This is a genomic window from Pararhodobacter sp., from assembly GCF_036802785.1.
Lineage (GTDB): Bacteria > Pseudomonadota > Alphaproteobacteria > Rhodobacterales > Rhodobacteraceae > Pararhodobacter.
This window is the reverse complement of the sequence record NZ_DAIRVN010000061.1, coordinates 1-18,443: the sequence shown is the minus strand read 5'-3', so window position 1 is coordinate 18,443 and position 18,443 is coordinate 1. Positions and strand designations below refer to the sequence as shown.

The 18,443-nt window shown below is 64.6% G+C and carries 17 protein-coding genes; 11 read left to right on the top strand and 6 right to left on the bottom strand.

Annotated elements, in window-relative coordinates:
• The first annotated feature begins 64 nt into the window (after positions 1-64).
• Positions 65-1,774: a bifunctional sulfate adenylyltransferase/adenylylsulfate kinase gene (locus V7Q53_RS17480; RefSeq protein ID WP_333830009.1), complete on the top strand. Its 1,710-nt coding sequence runs from the start codon at positions 65-67 to the stop codon at positions 1,772-1,774.
• A 395-nt stretch (positions 1,775-2,169) separates the two neighbouring features.
• Here V7Q53_RS17480 and V7Q53_RS17475 read toward each other — a convergent pair whose 3' ends face one another.
• Both V7Q53_RS17475 and V7Q53_RS17470 read right to left on the bottom strand, forming a co-directional pair.
• Positions 2,170-3,018 (bottom strand): RlmE family RNA methyltransferase, encoded by an 849-nt coding sequence (locus tag V7Q53_RS17475; protein WP_333830008.1) that lies wholly within the window; start codon positions 3,016-3,018, stop codon positions 2,170-2,172.
• A 10-nt stretch (positions 3,019-3,028) separates the two neighbouring features.
• A complete protein-coding gene (locus tag V7Q53_RS17470) occupies positions 3,029-4,183 on the bottom strand; it encodes a Ppx/GppA phosphatase family protein (RefSeq protein WP_333830007.1) in 1,155 nt (384 codons plus the stop codon).
• Positions 4,184-4,580: 397 nt separating this feature from the next.
• Here V7Q53_RS17470 and V7Q53_RS17465 point away from each other — a divergent pair, with 397 nt between their 5' ends.
• The 6 genes from V7Q53_RS17465 (at position 4,581) to V7Q53_RS17440 (ending at position 9,152) form a co-directional block, all read left to right on the top strand.
• On the top strand, positions 4,581-5,252 hold the full coding sequence (locus V7Q53_RS17465; protein ID WP_333830006.1) for an outer membrane protein: 672 nt from the start codon (positions 4,581-4,583) through the stop codon (positions 5,250-5,252).
• 236 nt (positions 5,253-5,488) lie between these two features.
• Positions 5,489-6,157, top strand: a complete 669-nt coding sequence (locus V7Q53_RS17460; RefSeq protein ID WP_333830005.1) for an outer membrane protein — start codon at positions 5,489-5,491, stop codon at positions 6,155-6,157.
• Between the two features lie 182 nt (positions 6,158-6,339).
• Positions 6,340-6,645: a virulence factor gene (locus V7Q53_RS17455; RefSeq protein ID WP_333830004.1), complete on the top strand. Its 306-nt coding sequence runs from the start codon at positions 6,340-6,342 to the stop codon at positions 6,643-6,645.
• 16 nt (positions 6,646-6,661) lie between these two features.
• Complete coding sequence (locus V7Q53_RS17450; protein WP_333830003.1) at positions 6,662-7,573, top strand: methylenetetrahydrofolate reductase; 912 nt, start codon at positions 6,662-6,664, stop codon at positions 7,571-7,573.
• Between the two features lie 18 nt (positions 7,574-7,591).
• Positions 7,592-8,572 carry a methyltetrahydrofolate cobalamin methyltransferase gene (locus V7Q53_RS17445; protein ID WP_333830002.1) on the top strand — a complete coding sequence of 327 codons (981 nt, stop codon included), beginning with the start codon at positions 7,592-7,594 and terminating at the stop codon, positions 8,570-8,572.
• A gap of 169 nt (positions 8,573-8,741) precedes the next feature.
• Positions 8,742-9,152, top strand: coding sequence for a universal stress protein (locus tag V7Q53_RS17440; RefSeq protein ID WP_333830001.1), 411 nt, complete (start codon positions 8,742-8,744; stop codon positions 9,150-9,152).
• 59 nt (positions 9,153-9,211) lie between these two features.
• Here V7Q53_RS17440 and V7Q53_RS17435 read toward each other — a convergent pair whose 3' ends face one another.
• On the bottom strand, positions 9,212-10,753 hold the full coding sequence (locus V7Q53_RS17435) for a trimethylamine methyltransferase family protein (protein WP_333830000.1): 1,542 nt from the start codon (positions 10,751-10,753) through the stop codon (positions 9,212-9,214).
• Positions 10,754-10,900: 147 nt separating this feature from the next.
• On the opposite strand from V7Q53_RS17435, the gene guaA reads away from it, so the two are divergent.
• Entirely contained in the window at positions 10,901-12,466 is a 1,566-nt protein-coding gene (gene guaA, locus V7Q53_RS17430) for a glutamine-hydrolyzing GMP synthase (RefSeq protein WP_333829999.1), read from the top strand.
• Positions 12,467-12,555: 89 nt separating this feature from the next.
• Positions 12,556-13,677 (top strand): Fic family protein, encoded by a 1,122-nt coding sequence (locus V7Q53_RS17425; protein WP_333829998.1) that lies wholly within the window; start codon positions 12,556-12,558, stop codon positions 13,675-13,677.
• Between the two features lie 31 nt (positions 13,678-13,708).
• Here V7Q53_RS17425 and V7Q53_RS17420 read toward each other — a convergent pair whose 3' ends face one another.
• Positions 13,709-14,167, bottom strand: a complete 459-nt coding sequence (locus tag V7Q53_RS17420; protein WP_333829997.1) for a DUF2267 domain-containing protein — start codon at positions 14,165-14,167, stop codon at positions 13,709-13,711.
• A gap of 117 nt (positions 14,168-14,284) precedes the next feature.
• Complete coding sequence (locus tag V7Q53_RS17415) at positions 14,285-14,734, bottom strand: MaoC family dehydratase (protein WP_333829996.1); 450 nt, start codon at positions 14,732-14,734, stop codon at positions 14,285-14,287.
• A gap of 264 nt (positions 14,735-14,998) precedes the next feature.
• Here V7Q53_RS17415 and V7Q53_RS17410 point away from each other — a divergent pair, with 264 nt between their 5' ends.
• Positions 14,999-16,423, top strand: a complete 1,425-nt coding sequence (locus V7Q53_RS17410; protein WP_333829995.1) for an aldehyde dehydrogenase family protein — start codon at positions 14,999-15,001, stop codon at positions 16,421-16,423.
• 133 nt (positions 16,424-16,556) lie between these two features.
• Complete coding sequence (locus tag V7Q53_RS17405) at positions 16,557-17,699, top strand: TAXI family TRAP transporter solute-binding subunit (RefSeq protein ID WP_333829994.1); 1,143 nt, start codon at positions 16,557-16,559, stop codon at positions 17,697-17,699.
• A 55-nt stretch (positions 17,700-17,754) separates the two neighbouring features.
• Here the strand turns inward: V7Q53_RS17405 and V7Q53_RS17400 are convergent.
• The coding region (locus V7Q53_RS17400; protein WP_333829993.1) for an SDR family NAD(P)-dependent oxidoreductase at positions 17,755-18,443 on the bottom strand (689 nt) is incomplete at its 5' end.

Here is an 18,443-nt window from a genome sequence, read left to right as displayed (position 1 = left end):
ATACTCGCAATGCCTTGCGCTGAACACGCCCCAAAGACCTGAAACGCATGAAGGATGGTCTCCAATGACCCAAATGAATCACGCTCCGATCGCTGAACTTTATGTTTCGCCGGATTCCGCGCAGAAACTGAAGCTGGAGGCCGGGACCCTGCCTTCCTGGGATCTCAATGCACGCCAGGTCTGCGATCTGGAGCTTCTGATGAACGGCGGTTTTTCGCCGCTCAAGGGCTTCCTCGGCAAAAATGACTACGACAGCGTGGTGGAGACCATGCGCCTGACCGACGGCGCCCTCTGGCCGATGCCGGTCACGCTTGATGTGTCCGAGAAATTTGCCGAAGGCATTGAGCCGGGGCAGGATATTGCGCTGCGTGATCAGGAAGGGGTGATCCTGGCGATCCTCTCGGTCACCGACAAATGGCAGCCGAACAAGGCGCTGGAGGCCGAAAAGGTTTACGGCGCCGACGATCTGGCCCATCCGGCGGTGCATTACCTGCATAATGTTGCCGGTCCGGTCTATCTGGGCGGGCCGATCATCGGCATTCAGGCACCCGTGCATTATGACTTCAAGGCACGCCGCGATACGCCGAACGAGCTGCGCGCACGGTTTCGCAAGCTGGGCTGGTCCAAGGTCGTCGCCTTCCAGACCCGCAACCCGCTGCACCGCGCGCATCAGGAACTGACCTTCCGCGCCGCGCGTGAGGTGCAGGCCAACCTGCTGATCCACCCGGTGGTGGGCATGACCAAGCCGGGCGATGTCGATCACTTCACCCGCGTGCGCTGCTACGAGGCGGTGCTGGACAAATACCCCGCCGCCACCACCACCATGTCGCTGCTCAATCTGGCCATGCGCATGGGCGGCCCGCGTGAGGCCGTCTGGCACGGTATCATCCGGCGCAACCACGGCTGCACCCATATGATCGTCGGGCGTGACCACGCCGGGCCGGGCAAGAACAGCCAGGGCAAGGATTTCTACGACCCTTACGCGGCGCAGGAGCTGTTCAAGCAGTATGAAGCCGATATCGGCGTGACCATGGTTGATTTCAAACACATGGTCTATGTGCAGGAAAAGGCACAGTATTATCCGGCGAACGAAGTGCCTGAGGGCTCCACCGTGCTGGACATCTCGGGCACCGAACTGCGCCGCCGCCTGCGCGAAGGGCTTGAGATCCCCGAATGGTTCTCTTTCCCCGAAGTGGTGACCGAGCTGCGCCGCACCTCGCCGCCGCGCTCAAAACAGGGCTTTACCGTGTTCTTCACCGGGCTTTCGGGTTCGGGCAAATCGACCATCGCCAACGCGCTGATGGTCAAGCTGATGGAAATGGGCGGGCGGCCGGTGACGCTGCTGGACGGCGATGTGGTGCGCAAACACCTGTCGTCGGAACTGGGCTTTTCCAAGGAACACCGCGACCTCAACATCAAGCGCATCGGCTATGTTGCCAGCGAGATCACCAAGAACGGCGGCATCGCCATCTGCGCCCCGATCGCACCCTACAGCGCCACCCGGCGCATCGTGCGCGAGATGATCGAACAGTATGGCGCGATCATCGAGGTCCATGTCGCCACCTCGGTCGAGGAATGCGAGCGCCGTGACCGCAAGGGCCTCTACAAACTGGCGCGCGAAGGCAAGATCAAGGAATTCACCGGCATCTCAGACCCCTATGAGGCACCGGAAAGCCCTGAACTGCGCCTTGATACCGAAGGGCTGGATGTCGATCACTGCGCGCATCAGGTGCTTCTGCAGCTCGAAAGCATGGGCCTGATCACCGGACGCTGATCAACCGGCGCGGATCAGACCGCCCCACCACCTGCACCCAAAAAGAGCGCGCGCCCGCCCGGCGCGCGCTTTGCACATCTCTTGCCTCGGTTTCGCCCATTGCACCGGAATGCCTTCGCCCGAACGAAGCACCCGCCTCGCGCCATTTTCTGTCTGAAAATATCCTGGGGGTGAATGGGCCGCAGGCCCAGAGGGGGCAACGCCCCCTGCCTCCTGAAAAAGAAGCGGGGGCAAAGCCCCCTGTTGCCGCGTGGCGCAGCTTTGCTGCCCGGCCAAACGGGATGAGCGTTGCGGCGGGGTCGCGATGCGAAGACGGGCGGGAGCGGCTCCGGCGCTTCAGCGCGAAAGTCTGCCTATCCTGCTCCTGTCTCCCTGCTCCGCTCCGGGTGCCTCACTCAGCGAGAGTATCCGTCACCGTGACCGTACCCCTCATACGCATCGTCTTCAGACAGGCCGCGCTCGTCCTCGCCAGAAAACGCATCTTCCTGCGCGCCGCGATAGCCTTGCGCGACCACGTATTTTTCCGAACTGTCAGCGCGGCTGGCGGGGGGTTTGACGTTGGAAACCTTGGTGAAGCGTTTTTTCAGGATCTGCTGCAACTCCCCTTCCGCCCCGCCGGCCAGCACCTTGGCAACAAAGGTGCCGCCCTCTTCCAGCACGTCAAAAGCGAAATAGGCCGCCGCCTCGCACAGCGCCATGATGCGGTTATGATCGGTCTGCTTGTGTCCGCTGGCCGAGGCCGCCATGTCGGACATCACCACATCGGCCTTGCCGCGCAGCCATTCCTTGACCTTGGCATCCGCATCGTCTTCCAGAAAATCGAGCAGATACAGCTCGGTCCCCGCCAGCGGTTCAACCTCCTGCAGATCGACGCCCAGCACGAACCCCTGTTTCTTGCCCTGTTTCGCGCCCAGCGCGTTCACCCGCTCGACTGCCACCTGCAGCCAGCCGCCGGGCGCGCAGCCCAGATCGACCACCCGCGCGCCGGGCAGCAGAAAGCGGAACCGGTCGTCCAGTTCGATCAGTTTGAAGGCGGCGCGGCCGCGGAAGCCCTCGCGCCGCGCCCGCAGCACATAGGGGTCATTGAGCTGGCGCTCCAGCCAGCGGGTGGAGGACAGCTTCCGCCCCTTGGCGGTTTTCACCTTCACCCGCAGCTCGCGTTCACCGCGCCCGGATCCACCACCGGACTTGCCGCCACCAGACTTTCCTGCACCCGATTTTCCGGGCCCCGATTTTCCTGTCATCTTCACTCTCTCAGTTCACGTCCAGCACGCCGTCGCGGCTCATCAGTGCGTATAGCAGCCCTTCGCGCAGACCGCGATCAGCGACCGACATCACATCGGTCGGCCAGACGCGCATCAGCGCCTGAAGAATTGCCGCGCCTGACATGATCAGCCCATGCCGCTCCCGCCCGATGCGTGGATCGACACGCCGCCCCTCCGGCCCCAGCGCCAGATATTCGCGGATCACCTGATCAATCTGCGCCGAAGTCATCGACAACCCGTCCACCTTGTTGCGGTCATACCGCTTCAGCCCCAGATATGAGGCGGCGACCGTGGTTACCGTGCCCGAGGTGCCGATAATCTGGAAGCCCTGGCGCGGGGCCGGGTTCTGATAGGGCGAAAACCCGTGCAGCTGTTCCTCGAAATGCCAGCTCATCAGCGCAAAGCGCGCCGCGTCATCCTCGACATCGGTGAACTGCTCCTTGAGGGTGGCCACGCCAAGGGGCACACTAATCCAGTCCACCACGCGCGGCTTGCCCGAGCCCGGGCGCCAGGCGGCGATATGCTCCATCCCCAGCCGCACCGCCATCATCGCGGCAGAGCGCCCTGCCGGCAGCACTTCGGCAAGGTCGATCCAGACCAGCTCGGTCGAGCCGCCGCCGATATCGATCACCAGCAACTGATCGGTCCCCGCCGCCACCAGCGGCGCGCAGGAGATGACGGCCAGCCGCGCCTCTTCCTCGGCAGGGATAATTTCAAGCAAAAGGCCGGTTTCGCGCTGGATTTTGCGGATGAATTCGGCGGAATTGCGGGCGCGGCGGCAGGCCTCGGTCGCGACCAGCCGCATGCGGCGCACGCGGTGCTCTTCCAGCTTGCGGCGGCAGATGCGCAATGCCTGAACGGTGCGTGACATCGGCACATGGCCCAGCCGCCCGGTGCTTTCCAGCCCGGTGCCAAGCTCCACCGCGCGGGAGAAGCTGTCCACCACCTCGAACTGCGCGCCTTTGGGGCGCGCAATCAGCATGCGGCAACTGTTCGTGCCCAGATCGAGCGCGGCATAAAGCCCCGCCCCGTCGGGCCGTGTCTGGCGCTTCGGCTCTGCCTCTTTCGGATCCCGTTCCCGTGGTTCGGGTGGTCTCAACGATTTCGGACGCGCCGCCGCGCCTGCGGGACGCTCGGGCGCCATTACTCGCCCTCCATTTCGTGTTGCCATCAAGGTAATCCCCGCCGGGGCCCCGCGCAAGCCGCGAGCGCGAAAAACCGCAGTGCAGGGCCAGCGCCTTTATGCCTGTTCACGCAGTGCTGACATAAGCGTGTTCTGCCGCCGCCTTTGCGCTGCACCGCATCCGTCATAAATGCCGCTCACCGATGTCCGGGCCCGACCAGGGCAAACGCCCTGCCAGCGCCGGGGCATCGGTGGCGAACGCAGAGTTGCAGAATGGTTGCCGTTTCTGAGCAGGCAGAAAAGGCGTCGATTCCCGAGCGTGTTGTCACAAAGGATGCCTGCATCCGCACAACCCGGGGCCAGCGTCAAAGCTGCAACCCCATCAAGAAAATGGCCCATCAAGAAAATGGAAAGAACCATGAAGAAGATTATCGCCACCTCCGTCCTCGCGCTCACCATGGGCGGCACCGCCGCTGTCGCAGGAAGCCTTGCGCCCCTCCCGGCTGAGCCGATCCTTCAGGCACCGCCCCCCGCCCCCGTGTCGATGGCCCGCAACTGGACCGGCGGCTACGGCGGTGTTCAGCTGGGCTATGGTCAGGCGCGTCTTGGCGTGACCGACAGCGGCGACGCCACCAACACCGGCGATCTGCGCGCGAACGGCGTGCTCGGCGGCGTCTATGGCGGTTTCAACTGGCAGGGCGCCAATAACATGGTCTTCGGCCTTGATGCCGATCTGGCCGCGCACCGCGGGCGCGACACCGCCACCACGCTGGGCGGCGATGCCGTCGAGGCACGGATGCGCAACAGCGGCGCCCTGCGCGCCCGCGCCGGTGTGGCCATGGGCGATACGCTGTTCTACGGCGCTGCCGGGGTCACCCACGCCCGTTTCGACATGGGCGTGAACGGCGTTGACGACGGCATCAGCCGCACCGGCTGGACTGCGGGCCTTGGTGTCGAGCAGGCGTTCGGCAACAACCTGACCGGCCGTCTGGAATACCGCTATTCGGATTATGGCAGCGTCACCAGCGGTGGTTTCGATACGCGCCTGCGCAGCAATGAAGTGCGCGCGGGTGTGGCGTTCAACTTCTGATCTGCCTCTGATCCCGGGTGTCCTGACGGACGCCATGGATGGCCCGGCCCTTGCGGTCGGGCCATTCCTTTTGGTGAACCTGCGAAGCAAATGTTGCAAAAACACATCGCCAACGGCGATTCCCGCGATGAAAAAAGCAACCCTGATGCGTTTTGTTGAGCGATTTTGTGAAATCAATTAACGTTACGTCAATGTTCCTCGATTCGTTTTTTCGCAGCCAACCTCTGGAGAGCAGCATGAAGAAATTTTCCCTTGCAGCAGCCACACTCGCCCTCAGCGCGTCCATGGCATTCGCCGGAGGCCCCGCTCCGGTGCCGATGGAACCGCAGGTTTACACCCCTGCACCCGTCGCCCGCCATAACTGGACCGGCGGGTACGTCGGCCTCAGCCTGAACTATGGCCGCAGCAGCCACTCGGTGCCCGGAGCCGGCATTCTGCCTAACGCCGATGGCTTTGGCGGCGGCGCTCTGGCCGGTTACAACTGGCAGAACGGCGACGCGGTGTTCGGCGCTGAAGTTGCCGGAAACCTGGCGCGCATGAACGGCAGTGCCGATTGCGCCAACCCTGCCTGGACCTGCACCTCGCGCGTCAACAACGTGATCTCGGGCCGTATCCGCGCCGGTGTCGCGATGGACACCACGCTGTTGTTCGTCACCGCCGGTCTGGCGTCGGCCAGCATCCGTCATACGACGGACGACGGCGTCACCACCTTCGGTGATACCAACCGCTCCCACGGTGCCGTGATCGGTGTCGGCATCGAGCATGCCTTTGCCGGTGGCTGGAACCTGCGCGGCGATCTGGAGCACTACCGCTTCCGCCGCCAGAACTTCGCGCTGGACACACCTTACAACAACGTCCGCGCGACGATGAACATGGCCCGTGTCTCGGCCGTTCTGCGCTTCTGACCTTCTGACCTTCGGTCAAACGATACCTCTTCCTGACCCGGCCTTCGCGTGAAGGCCGGGTTTTTTCTTGTCTGGCACTGCGCCGGGGCGCGAATGTCGCAACCGGCATCGCGGTTGTCGAAATCCGCTGCGGGTGGAGTGATGGATGGCTGTATGCAGGAGGAACGCAACCCGGAGGAGCCATGCAACCGGTCACCATCGTCTACTGGCGCGACATCCCCGCGCAGATCATTGTCGGCAAGGGTCGGCGCAGCGCGAGGGTTCAGCTCTCAGAGCGGTTTGAACAGGCGATCGACCGTGCCGCCATGAAGGGCGGCGCGCGCGATGCCGATGCCTACCTGGCAGAATGGCGCAAAGCCGACCCCTATGATGTCGCTGGCGAGGCTGAAGAGGTCGCTCGCGCCGAGGCCGCGCGGCTGGAAGCGGCATACGACACCGGGAGGCTCAAGGCGCTGATTGCCAATGATGGCCGGGATGATCGCGCGTAACCTGAGGGAGGCACTGATGGCTTTGTTCACCTTCGGCCGCAAGCCGCAAGCCGGGGCCGGATCGGCCGCACTGGCGGGCTTCGTTCAGGGCTTTTCGATCGAGGTGATGCCCCGCACCGCCGACAAGATCGAGGATTTCCGCGCCCTCCTGCCCGCGGGCACCCGGGTGTATATCGCCCATATCGACGGCACCCCCATTGATGAGATGGTCACAACCGCCCGGCGCCTGCGCACCGAGGGGTTTGAACCGATGCCCCATTTCCCCGCCCGCATCATCCCGGACGCCGCCACGCTGCGCGACTGGGTGGCGCGCTACCGGGGCGAGGCGGATGTCAAACAGGGGCTGATTCTGGCGGGCGGCGTGGCGCAACCGGCGGGTGCTTTCCATTCCTCGATGCAGCTTCTGGAATCCGGCGCCTTTGACGGCTTTGAACGGCTGCATGTCGCGGGCCATCCTGAGGGCAACAAGGACATCGACCCCGACGGCTCTGACCGCATGGTGATGGAAGCGTTGCGCTGGAAACAGGCGTTCAGCGACCGGAGCGATGCGAAAATGGCGCTGGCCACGCAGTTCTGTTTTGAGGCGCAGCCGGTGATTGACTGGGTGAACCGGCTGAACGGTGAGGGCATCACCCTGCCCGTCCATATCGGCGTGGCGGGCCCGGCCAAACTGCAGACGCTGATCCGCTTTGCCGTGGCCTGCGGTGTGGGCCCGTCGATGAAGGTGCTGCAGAAGCGGGCGATGGATGTCTCCAAACTGCTGCTGCCCTATGAGCCGGACAGCTTCCTTGAGGCGCTGGCAGCGCATAAGGCCGCCAACCCGGCTTTCGGGATCGAATCGGTGCATTTCTTCCCGCTCGGTGGCATCAAGACCAATGCCGAATGGACCCATCGCCACGGCCAGCGCCCCCAGCGCGCCGCCGCCTGACCACCGCAAAGGACCAATATGACCCGCACTGTCATCGAATCGGCCACCCGGACCGTCATCATCGGCTTTGACGAGCCCTTCTGCGTGATCGGCGAGCGCATCAACCCGACGGGGCGCAAGAAACTGGCGGCAGAGCTGGAGGCGGGCGATTTCTCAACCGTCGAGCGGGATGCGGTTGAGCAGGTTCTGTGCGGGGCCACGGTGCTGGATGTGAACTCGGGCGCGGTGTTCACCAACAAGATGGCCGAAGACCCCCGCTATGCCGACAACAACTTTGTCGAACCGCCTCTGATGAAGGCACTGATCGAACGGGTGCAGGCGGTGGTCGATGTGCCGCTGTGCATCGACAGCTCGGTGCCCGGCGCGCTGGAGGCCGGGTTGAAAGCCGCCTTCGGCCGCCCCCTGCTGAACTCGGTCACCGGCGAGGAAGACCGGCTGGAACTGGTGCTGCCGCTGGTGAAGAAATACAACGTGCCCGTGGTCGCCATCTCGAACGATGACACCGGCATCTCGCCCGACCCGGATGTGCGCTTTGCGGTGGCAAAGAAAATCGTCGAACGTGCCGCCGATTTCGGCATCCCGGCGCATGACATCGTGGTGGACCCGCTGGTCATGCCGATCGGCGCGATGGCGACGGCGGGCCATCAGGTCTTCACGCTGGTGCGCCGGCTGCGCGCGGAACTGGGCGTAAACACCACCTGCGGCGCGTCGAACATCAGCTTCGGCCTGCCCAACCGCCACGGCATCAACGCGGCCTTCCTGCCCATGGCAATCGGCGCGGGCATGACATCGGCCATCATGAACCCGGTCCGCGCGCAGGAGATGGAGGCGATCCGCGCCGCCAACCTGCTGATGAACCATGACGCCAATGGCGGCGAATGGATCAGACTGGCAAGGGTGCTGGAAGCGATGAAAGAGGGCGCCACCTTTGCCGAGGCGAGCCAGGCCGCGACACAGGCCACCTCCGGGCGGCGCGGCGGGCGGCGCTCACGCGGCTGAACAAAAACCGCGCGCGCCCCGATCAGGCCTTTACAGCCGCGACACCGCAAGGGCCGCGGCTTTTCCCTGCGCGGCGCGGCGACAGGCCGGTCTTGACCCAGATCAACGCGCGGCTGATTGTGACGGGGGATAGTCACTCAGGAACGCGAAACCGGACAGGAGGAAATCCATGTATATGAACATCATCGTCGCCGTCGATCTGGCCCATGGCGATGCAGGCAAGGCATTGCTGGACCGCGCGAAAGCGCTGGTTGACGAAGGCGGCATCGTCCGCCTGCTGCATGTCATCGAAGACGTGCCCAGCTATATCGCCGCCGAATTGCCGCGTGATCTGAATGATCGCCGTCAGGCCGAAGCCAAGGTGGAGCTGGGCCTGCTGACGCAGGACACGGGCGCCAATGTGGTCAGCGAAGTGCGCATGGGCGCGGCCTCGGGCCAGATCCTGCAATGCGCCGAAGACACCGGCGCGGACCTGATCATGATCGCCTCGCACCGCCCCGGCCTGAGCGATTACTTCATCGGCTCCACCGCCGCGCGCGTCGTACGCCACGCGCAATGCTCGGTGCTGATTTCGCGCTGATCAGACGGCATCAGAGAATCGAGACGCGAAGGGGGGCCGACAGCCCCCCTTCGCAACATTCAGCCGAAAGCGTCGGGCTCAGATGCCTTGCGACCGGCGACATAAGCTTCCAGCGCCTCGGCGATGCCGGGGTCCAGCGCGGGGGCCTGATAGTCACGCAATTGCTTTTCCACGCGCACGGCGGCCAGCGTCGCGGAATCGCGCGCGCCCTCGTCTTCCCAGGTCTCAAAAGGCTTGTAGTCCAGCACATCCGAGCGCCAGAAAGCGGTCTTGAAATTGGCCTGGGTATGTTCGCAGCCCAGGAAATGCCCGCCCGGCCCCACCTCGCGCAGCGCATCCATCGCCTGCCCGTTTTCATCCATCTTCACGCCCTGCGCCAGATGGTGCAGCGTGCCCAGCTGGTCGGCATCCAGCACGAATTTCTCATAACTCGCGACCAGCCCCCCCTCCAGCCAGCCGCAGGCGTGGAGCATGAAATTCACCCCTGACAGCAGCGCCATGTTCAGGCTGTTCGCGGATTCGTAGGCCGCCTGCGCATCCGGCAGTTTGGAGCCGCAGAAGGCCCCGCCGGAGCGATAGGGCAGCCCCATCCGCCGCGCCAGTTGCCCCGCGCCATAGGTGATATGCGAGGCCTCGGGTGTGCCAAAGGTGGGCGCGCCGGAATTCATGTCGATCGAGGTGACGAAGGCGCCAAAGATCACCGGCGCGCCGGGGCGGATAAGCTGGCTGTAGGCCACGCCCGCCAGCACCTCGGCCAGCACCTGCGTCAGCGTGCCCGCCACCGTCACCGGCGCCATCGCCCCGCCGACAATGAACGGCGAGATGATGCTGGCCTGACCGGCGCGCGCATAGACCTCCAGCGCGCCCATCATCGTCGAATCAAAGGTCAGCGGTGAGTTGATGTTGATCAGCGAGGTCATCACCGTGTTCTGCTGAACGAAATCAGCCCCGAACAGGATTTCCGACATCTTCACCGAATCCTCGGCGCGCACGGGCTCAGTAACCGACCCCATATAGGGTTTGTCCGAAAGGGTCATGTGCGCCAGCAACATGTCCAGATGGCGCTTGTTCACCGCGATATCGGTGGGCTCGCACACCGTGCCGCCCGAATGGTGCAGCCATTTCGACATATAGCCGAGCTTCACGAAATTGCGGAAATCCTCCATCGTGGCATAGCGCCGCCCGCCTGCCTGATCGCGCACGAAGGGCGGGCCATAGACCGGCGCCAGCACCAGCGATTTGCCGCCAATCTCGACATTGCGCGCGGGGTTGCGCGCATGCTGGGTGAAGCGCCCCGGGGCGGTCGCGCAAAGCTGGCGCGCCAGTCCGCGGGGAATGCGCACGCGTTCGCCCTGCACATCAGCCCCGGCAGCGCGCCAAAGGTCCAGTGCGGCGGGGTTATCGACGAAATTCACGCCGATCTCTTCCAGCACGGTATCCGCGTTCCACTCGATGATCTGCAGCGCCTCGTCGTTGAGGATCTCCAGATTGGGGATATTGCGCTCGATATAGCGCGCGGTCTCCAGGCTGACCGCCGTGCGCTCTGCCCGACGCGCGGCACCGCCGCCGCCCCGTGCACGCCGTTCTGCCTTTTCGCTCATTTTTTCATCCCCTCGGATTCTGCCCCCTCCTTTTAGCCGTTTCCGATTTCTCCCATGCCGCGATTGCGTCACTTGAGGCGGAAAACCGACATCTGCGCGCGCGCCAATCCTCTTGCGATGGTCCGGTGAAAGCCGTATTCCCCGGCCATGACACAGCATGACCGCCTTCTGATCATCGACTTCGGCTCTCAGGTGACGCAACTGATCGCGCGCCGCCTGCGCGAGCTGAATGTTTATTGCGAAATCCATCCCTATCAGAACGTCACCGACGCCTTCCTGGCCGAGTTCGCCCCCAAGGCGATCATCTTCTCGGGCGGGCCGGACAGCGTGACGCGTGAGGGTTCGCCGCGCCCGCCGCAATCGGTCTACTCATTGGGCGTGCCGATTCTGGGCATCTGTTACGGCCAGCAGGTGATGATGCAGGATCTGGGCGGGCTTGTGGAAGCCGGGCAGAGCCATACGGCGGAATTCGGCCGCGCCTGGGTCAAGCCGACGGACCGGAAAACCGATCTTTTCAACGGCTGGTTCCTCGATGCTTCCGGCCGCGAGCAGGTCTGGATGAGCCACGGCGACCACGTCGCCAAGCTGGCCCCGGGGTTCGAGGTTTACGGCACCTCGCAGGGCGCGCCCTTCGCGATGACTGCCGATCTGGAGCGCCGGTTCTACGCCGTGCAGTTCCACCCCGAAGTGCATCACACTCCCAACGGCGCCACGCTGTACAAGAATTTCGTAAGGCTGGCCGGGTTCACCGGCGACTGGACGATGGTCGCCTACCGCGAGGAAATGATCCAGAAAATCCGTGATCAGGTCGGCGACAAGCAGGTGATCTGCGCGCTGTCCGGCGGGGTCGACAGTTCGGTCACGGCAATCCTGCTGCATGAAGCCATCGGCGACCAGCTGACCTGCGTTTTCGTTGACCACGGGCTGCTGCGGCTGAATGAGGCCGAGCAGGTCGTCGCGATGTTCCGCGACAATTACAACCTGAACCTGATCCACGCCGATGAGAGTGACCTGTTCCTCGGCGGGCTGGAAGGCGTTTCCGATCCTGAAACGAAGCGCAAGATCATCGGCGGCCTGTTCATCGACGTGTTCCAGAAATACGCCGACGGGATCGAGGGTGCCGAGTTTCTGGCGCAGGGCACGCTTTACCCCGATGTCATTGAATCGGTCAGCTTTTCCGGCGGGCCGTCGGTCACCATCAAGTCGCACCACAATGTCGGCGGGCTGCCCGAGAAGATGGGGCTGAAACTGGTTGAACCGCTTCGCGAGCTGTTCAAGGATGAGGTCCGCGCTCTGGGCCGTGAACTGGGCCTGCCCGACAGCTTCATCGGCCGCCACCCCTTCCCCGGCCCCGGCCTTGCCATCCGCTGCCCCGGCGAGATCACCCGCGAGAAGCTGGATATCCTGCGCAAGGCCGATGCCGTCTATATCGACCAGATCCGCAAACACGGGCTTTATGACGAAATCTGGCAGGCCTTCGCCGCCATCCTGCCGATGCGGACGGTGGGGGTGATGGGTGACGGGCGCACCTATGATTTCGCGCTGGCGCTGCGCGCGGTCACCTCGGTGGACGGGATGACGGCGGATTACTACCCCTTCACCCATGATTTTCTGGGCGAAACCGCCACGCGGATCATCAACGAGGTGCAGGGCATCAACCGCGTCTTCTACGACTGCACCTCAAAGCCGCCCGGCACGATCGAGCTGGAATAACCCCGCCAGCCCGCGCTGAGCGATAGAAGCCGCTTCCATAACTCATGCATCCAGCATATGATGAGCGATAGAAAGGAGTTCTATCGCTCATGCCCTGGAATTGGACCTTGCCCGGCTGGCCGGATTTCCGGTATGACGCCGCCGCCCTCGAACCCTTTGAGCGGCGCTTTCTGCTGTCCTCGGGCGAGATCGTCGGGGCCGTGCGCCATGTCGGCCCCGCTGAGCGCGATCAGCTTCGCATTGAGCTGCTGAGCGACGAGGCCATGCAGACCAGCGCCATCGAGGGTGAAATCCTTGACCGGCTCAGCGTTCAGTCTTCACTGCGCCGCCATCTGGGCCTGACACCGGACGGCTATCCGGCCAAACCGCGCGAACAGGGCGTCGCCGAGATGATGGTCGATGTCTATTCCGGCTTTGCCACGCCGCTGAGCGAGGACACGCTGTTTCGCTGGCACAGCATGCTCCTGTCGCACGACCGCCGCCTTGAAACCGTGGGCGCTTACCGCGCGCACAGCGATGCCATGCAGATCGTCTCTGGCCGCATTGACCGCCCGACGATCCATTTTGAGGCCCCTCCCTCCGGGCAGGTCGCAGGGGAAATGACGCGCTACCTGCGCTGGTTCAACGACAGCGGACCGGAAGGCGCAGCGCCGCTTGCCGCCCTGACCCGCGCGGGCCTTGGCCATCTCTATTTCGAAAGCATCCACCCTTTTGAGGATGGCAACGGGCGGCTGGGCCGGGCGCTGGCCGAGAAATCTCTGGCGCAGAACATCGGCCAGCCCAGCCTTATCGCGCTGGCCTACACGATCGAGCGCACGCGAAAGACCTATTACGACCAACTGGAAACGCATCAGAAAACCCTTGATGTAACGCCATGGCTGGTCTGGTTTGCCGAAACCGTGCTGAAGGCCCAGCAGGTCACCCTTGAGCGCGTGGGCTTTTTCATCGGCAAGGCCCGGTTCTATGACCGGCACCGCGCACATCTGAATGAGCGGCAGGCCAGTGCCATCACCCGGATGTTCCGCGAGGGGCCGGGCGGGTTCACCGGCGGGCTGAGCGCCGAGAATTACCTTTCGGTCACCGGCACGTCCCGCGCGACCGCAACACGGGATCTGCAGGACCTTGTCGAAAAAGGCGCGCTCAGCCGCACCGGCGAGCGCCGCCACACACGCTACTGGCTGAACCTGACGGAGGCGCGGCAAACGGACTGAAAAGGGTGGCTGACAGCGGCAGCGGGCGCGCTCAGAAGATCCGCGGTTCAATCTCTCGCGGGTCGGCGACATCGACATGCCAGTACGGCACCGCCCCCTCGGGCAAACGCGCCAGAACGCGCTCCAGATCGGCCTTGTTGGTGTAGCGGCGCAGGGCCCATGCCGTTGCCTCGATGGCATTGTCCGGGGTCAGATTATGATTTTTCCGGACGTTTCTGACCTCCTGTATCAGCACCTCGCGCGGATGAAACGGCGCGGGGCATTCCTCAACCTGCCATCCTGCGACAAAAACCGCCCTCGGCACCGACGGGAGGACCGATGCGAAATCCAGCCCCTGCTGCGCCGTGAGGCGACGCCGGAACACCTGCAACACGCCATCCATCGCGGTAAAGGCCGAATTGTCGGAAACAAGGTTCATCCGGTCTTTCAGATCATCCAGAATTGCGCGCCATTCCTTAGACGCGTGGCGATAGGTCCAGGGCATCGGCATGGGCTGCTTTGTCTCTCTCAGCGCGGTCTTGTCAGGACAGCTTATGCCAGAAAGACCGCAATGTCGCCCCTCACCCGGCCCGCACACCGCAAAGACCGGCATTGCACGACGGCCCCGCTAAGGCGCCGGGCGGGCGGGCACCTGGCCCAGCGTCGCCAGGGTCATCACGACCTCCGCCTTCTGATTGCGCATGGTCACGCCTGTACGGATCACCCCGAAACCGGGCCGCGTGGCGCTGTGCTCAACCCCCACCACCTCACGCGAGACCTGAAGCCGGTCACCCGGGCGCACCGGGCGCCGCCAGCGCAGATCCTCGATCCCCAGACCGATCACCGGCGTGTCGCCATAGCCGCCCGCTTCGATGAACAGACGCATCGACAGCGCGGCCAGTTGCCAGCCGCTGGCAATCACGGTGCCAAAGCGGCCCTGCGCGGCGGCTACGGGGTCGGTGTGAATGGGTTGGGGGTCATTCTCGCGGGCGTAGCGGATGATATCCTCTTCGCTCAGAACCACCTCGCGGCTGGTCCAGGTTTCGCCCAAGGTGAAATCTTCCAGATATCGCTGCATGCCCTGCCCTGTCGCCATGCCTGGATTTAACGGGCCGGGGCCGGTACGGGCAATGCCGCTTCGCGCGTGTTTCGCTGGGTGGAACATGCGCAACGAGCCCCGGCCAGAGGTTTGACTGCGCCACGACAAGTCGCGAAGCTTCGCCTTTGCGCGGGGGGAGATGGGCGCGCTGTCCACAAGGCACGCGGGCACCCGGCGCGCGCGCCGTCCTCCCGGCACAGATCAGCCGACCGGCGCTGGCGCCGCGCGATCAGGGAGAGAGCGATGAACGAGCGACTGAACTTCTACATCAACGGTGAATGGGTTGCGCCCATCGCCCCGCGCAGGCTGGCCGTCATCAACCCTGCCACAGAAGAGGCAGTCGGCCATATCAGCCTTGGCAGCGCCGCTGACATTGACCGCGCCGTGCAGGCCGCCCGCCGCGCCTTTGCGGTCACCGCGCAGGCCAGCGTCGCCGAGCGCCTGAACTGGCTGGACCGGATCATCGCAGGCTTCCGCGCGCGCCTGCCCGAACTGGCGCGCAGCATGACGCTGGAAATGGGCGCGCCGATCACCTTTTCAACCGAACGTCAGGCGACTGTCGCGCTGTTTCACTTTGAAGAGGCGCGGCGCATTCTGGCAGAGTATGCCTTTGAATACCCGGTGGGCGCCGGCACCGTCCGGCGCGAGCCGATCGGCGTGTGCGGCCTGATCACGCCGTGGAACTGGCCGCTCAATCAGGTAGCCTCGAAAACGGCGCCTGCGCTGGCGACCGGCTGTACCGTGGTTCTCAAACCCAGCGAGATCGCACCGCTTTCGGCCATGATCCTGACCGAGATCATCCACGATGCGGGCCTGCCCGCCGGTGCGTTCAACCTTGTGAACGGCGACGGGCCCGAGGTGGGCGAAGCCATCGCCCGCCACCCGGATATCGACATGGTCTCATTCACCGGATCAACCGGCGCGGGTATCCGGGTGGCCCGGCTGGCCGCCGACAGCGTGAAGCGTGTGGCGCAGGAACTGGGCGGCAAATCGGCCAATATCATCCTGCCCGATGCCAATCTGCGCCGCGCGGTCATCGCGGGCGTGCATGCCTGCTACACGAACGGGGGGCAGAACTGCCAGTCACCCACCCGCATGCTGGTGCCCCGCGCCCGTCAGGACGAGGCCGCGGCCGCCGCCCGCGAGGCGCTGACCGATATCCGCATCGGTGACCCGCTGGACCCTGCCACCACCCTTGGCCCCATGGTCAGCCGCGCCCAGTATGACCGGATTCAGGCGCTGATCGAGGCCGGGATGGCCGAGGAGGCCGTGCTGGTTGCAGGCGGGCCGGGCAGCCCCGAGGGGCTGAACCGAGGCTTCTATGTGCGCCCTACCATCTTTGCCGGGGTGACACCCTCCATGCGCATCGCGCGCGAGGAAATCTTTGGCCCGGTTCTGTCGATCATGAGCTATGACACCGAAGATGAGGCCGTGGCGATTGCCAATGACACGCCCTTCGGGCTGGCGGCATTCGTGCAATCCACCGACCCGCAGCGCGCCCGCAGCGTTGCCAACCGCCTGCGCGCCGGGCGGGTCTATCTGAATGGCGCCGCGTTCGACCGCAGCCTGCCCTTTGGCGGCTACAAGCAATCCGGCAACGGGCGGGAGTTTGGCCTGTTTGGTTTTGAGGAATACCTCGAAACCAAGGCGCTGCTGGGCTTTGACTGATCGGCCCGCCGCCGGGGTGCATTCCGAAGGGCGAAACGGTCATTGATCCGGCTTGTGAGCGCGGCTGCATCGGCCATAGTTGCGGTAATGGGGCGGCATCCAGGGATGCGCCTTTGTATCTGGGAGGATAAACATGTTCAGCACTACCACCATCATGGGCAGCGTCTCGGCGCTTGCGCTGGCGGGCGCGCTTGCCGCATCAGCGGTGCAGGCGCAAGAGGTCACACTGCCCCGCACCATCGCCGTCACCTCGTATGACGTGGGCGCGGCGTCCTACAATCAGGCAGTCGCTCTGGGTACCGCGCTTGGCAATGCCTATGACGTCTCTGTCCGCGTGCTGCCCGCGACATCCGATGTCGCGCGGCTGATTCCCCTTCAGCAGGGCCGCACCGATTTCGGCGTGGTCGGGTCAGAATCCTTCAACGCGGTTGAGGGAACCGAGGCTTTCGTGCTGACCGGCCCGCAATCCCTGCGCCTGCTGGTCGGTTCCAATTCTGAAAACTGTTTCACCATGGCGCTGCGCGGCGATTCCGGCATCGACTCTGTCGAAGACCTGCGCGGTCGGCGGGTGGGCTGGGTGCTGGGTGCGCCCGCGCTGCAAAGCAATGTCGCCGGGTTTCTGGCCTTCGGCGGCCTGACCTGGGACGATGTGGAACGCGTCGAGGTCGCCAGTTTCGGCGCCTCGTGGGAGGCTTTTCTGAACGGTCAGGTGGATGCCATTACCACCCTGACCACGGGCAGTTCCACCCAGCAGGCCGCAGCCTCGCCCGCAGGCCTGCGCTGGCTGCCGCTGCCGCATGACGATACCGAAGGCTGGGCGCGACTGCAGGAAGTCAAACCGCAGTTCTCGCCCCGCGTCGGCACCCTGGGGCCGGGCATGTCAGCCGAGAACCCGCTGCATTGCGCGGGCTTCCCCTTCCCCGTTCTGCTGACCCTGCCCGACCGCAGCGAGGACCTGGTCTATAACGTGACACGCGCGGTGACCGAGCAGTTCGAGAATTATGTCGAGATCGAACCGGCCATGGTCGGCTGGGCGTCTGACCGGCAGGATTTCCAGTGGGTTGTGCCCTATCATGCCGGTGCTGTCCGCTACTGGCAGGAAGCCGGGCTCTGGACCGATGAGGCGCAGGCGCATAACGACGCTCTGATCGCCCGTCAGGAGCTGCTGGCAGAAACATGGGAAACCGTGGCCGACCTGCCCGAAGCCGAGCGCGAACCCCGCTGGCTTGAAGCGCGCAGCGCAGCGCTTGAGGCTGCCGGGCTGCCCGCCTACTGACAGCGATGACGGACCGAACCGGGCTGGCCTTGCGCTGGCCCGGTTTTCTTTTGCGCTACAGGTGGCGCCCTTCATCCACCGGCACCACGATTCCGGTGGCGCTGGTCAGATGGCAGACACAGGCCACCACCGCCCGTGCCACATCATCGGCCGAGGTCACTTTCTGAAGCGGCATGCGCGCCGCCATTTCCTCCAGCCGCGCGCGGCTGCGGCCGGGAACAAAGCCGGTATCCACCCCGGCGGGCGAGACCGAGAAAACCCGCACCTTCGGCGCCAGCACCTTGGCCAGCCCCACCGTCAGCGAATCCAGCCCGCCCTTGGCCGCGCAATAGGCAAGGCTGCTGCCGACCCCGGTGCGCGCCGCGATGGACGACACATTGACCACCGCCGCATGCGAACCCCGCTCCAGCAAAGGCCGGAACGCGCGGACCATGGCAAAGGGGCCGCGCAAGTTCACGGCCAGAACCTGATCAAAGATCGCATCGCTCAGCGCTTCCAGATCATCGGCGGGAACCGGGGTGGTGGCGCCCCCGTTGTTGACCAGCACATCCAGCCTGCCGAACCGCTCTGCCACCAGTGCCGCCGCCCGGCTGACCGAGGCGCTGTCATCAATCGAAATCTGCACCGCCATATGCCCGGTGCCGGGCAACATCTGCAGCGTCTCTTCGGCGACATCGCGGCGGGCGTTGTAGCCGATCACCACCGCCGCCCCCAGCCCGGCCAGCCTGAGCGCGGTGGCCCGCC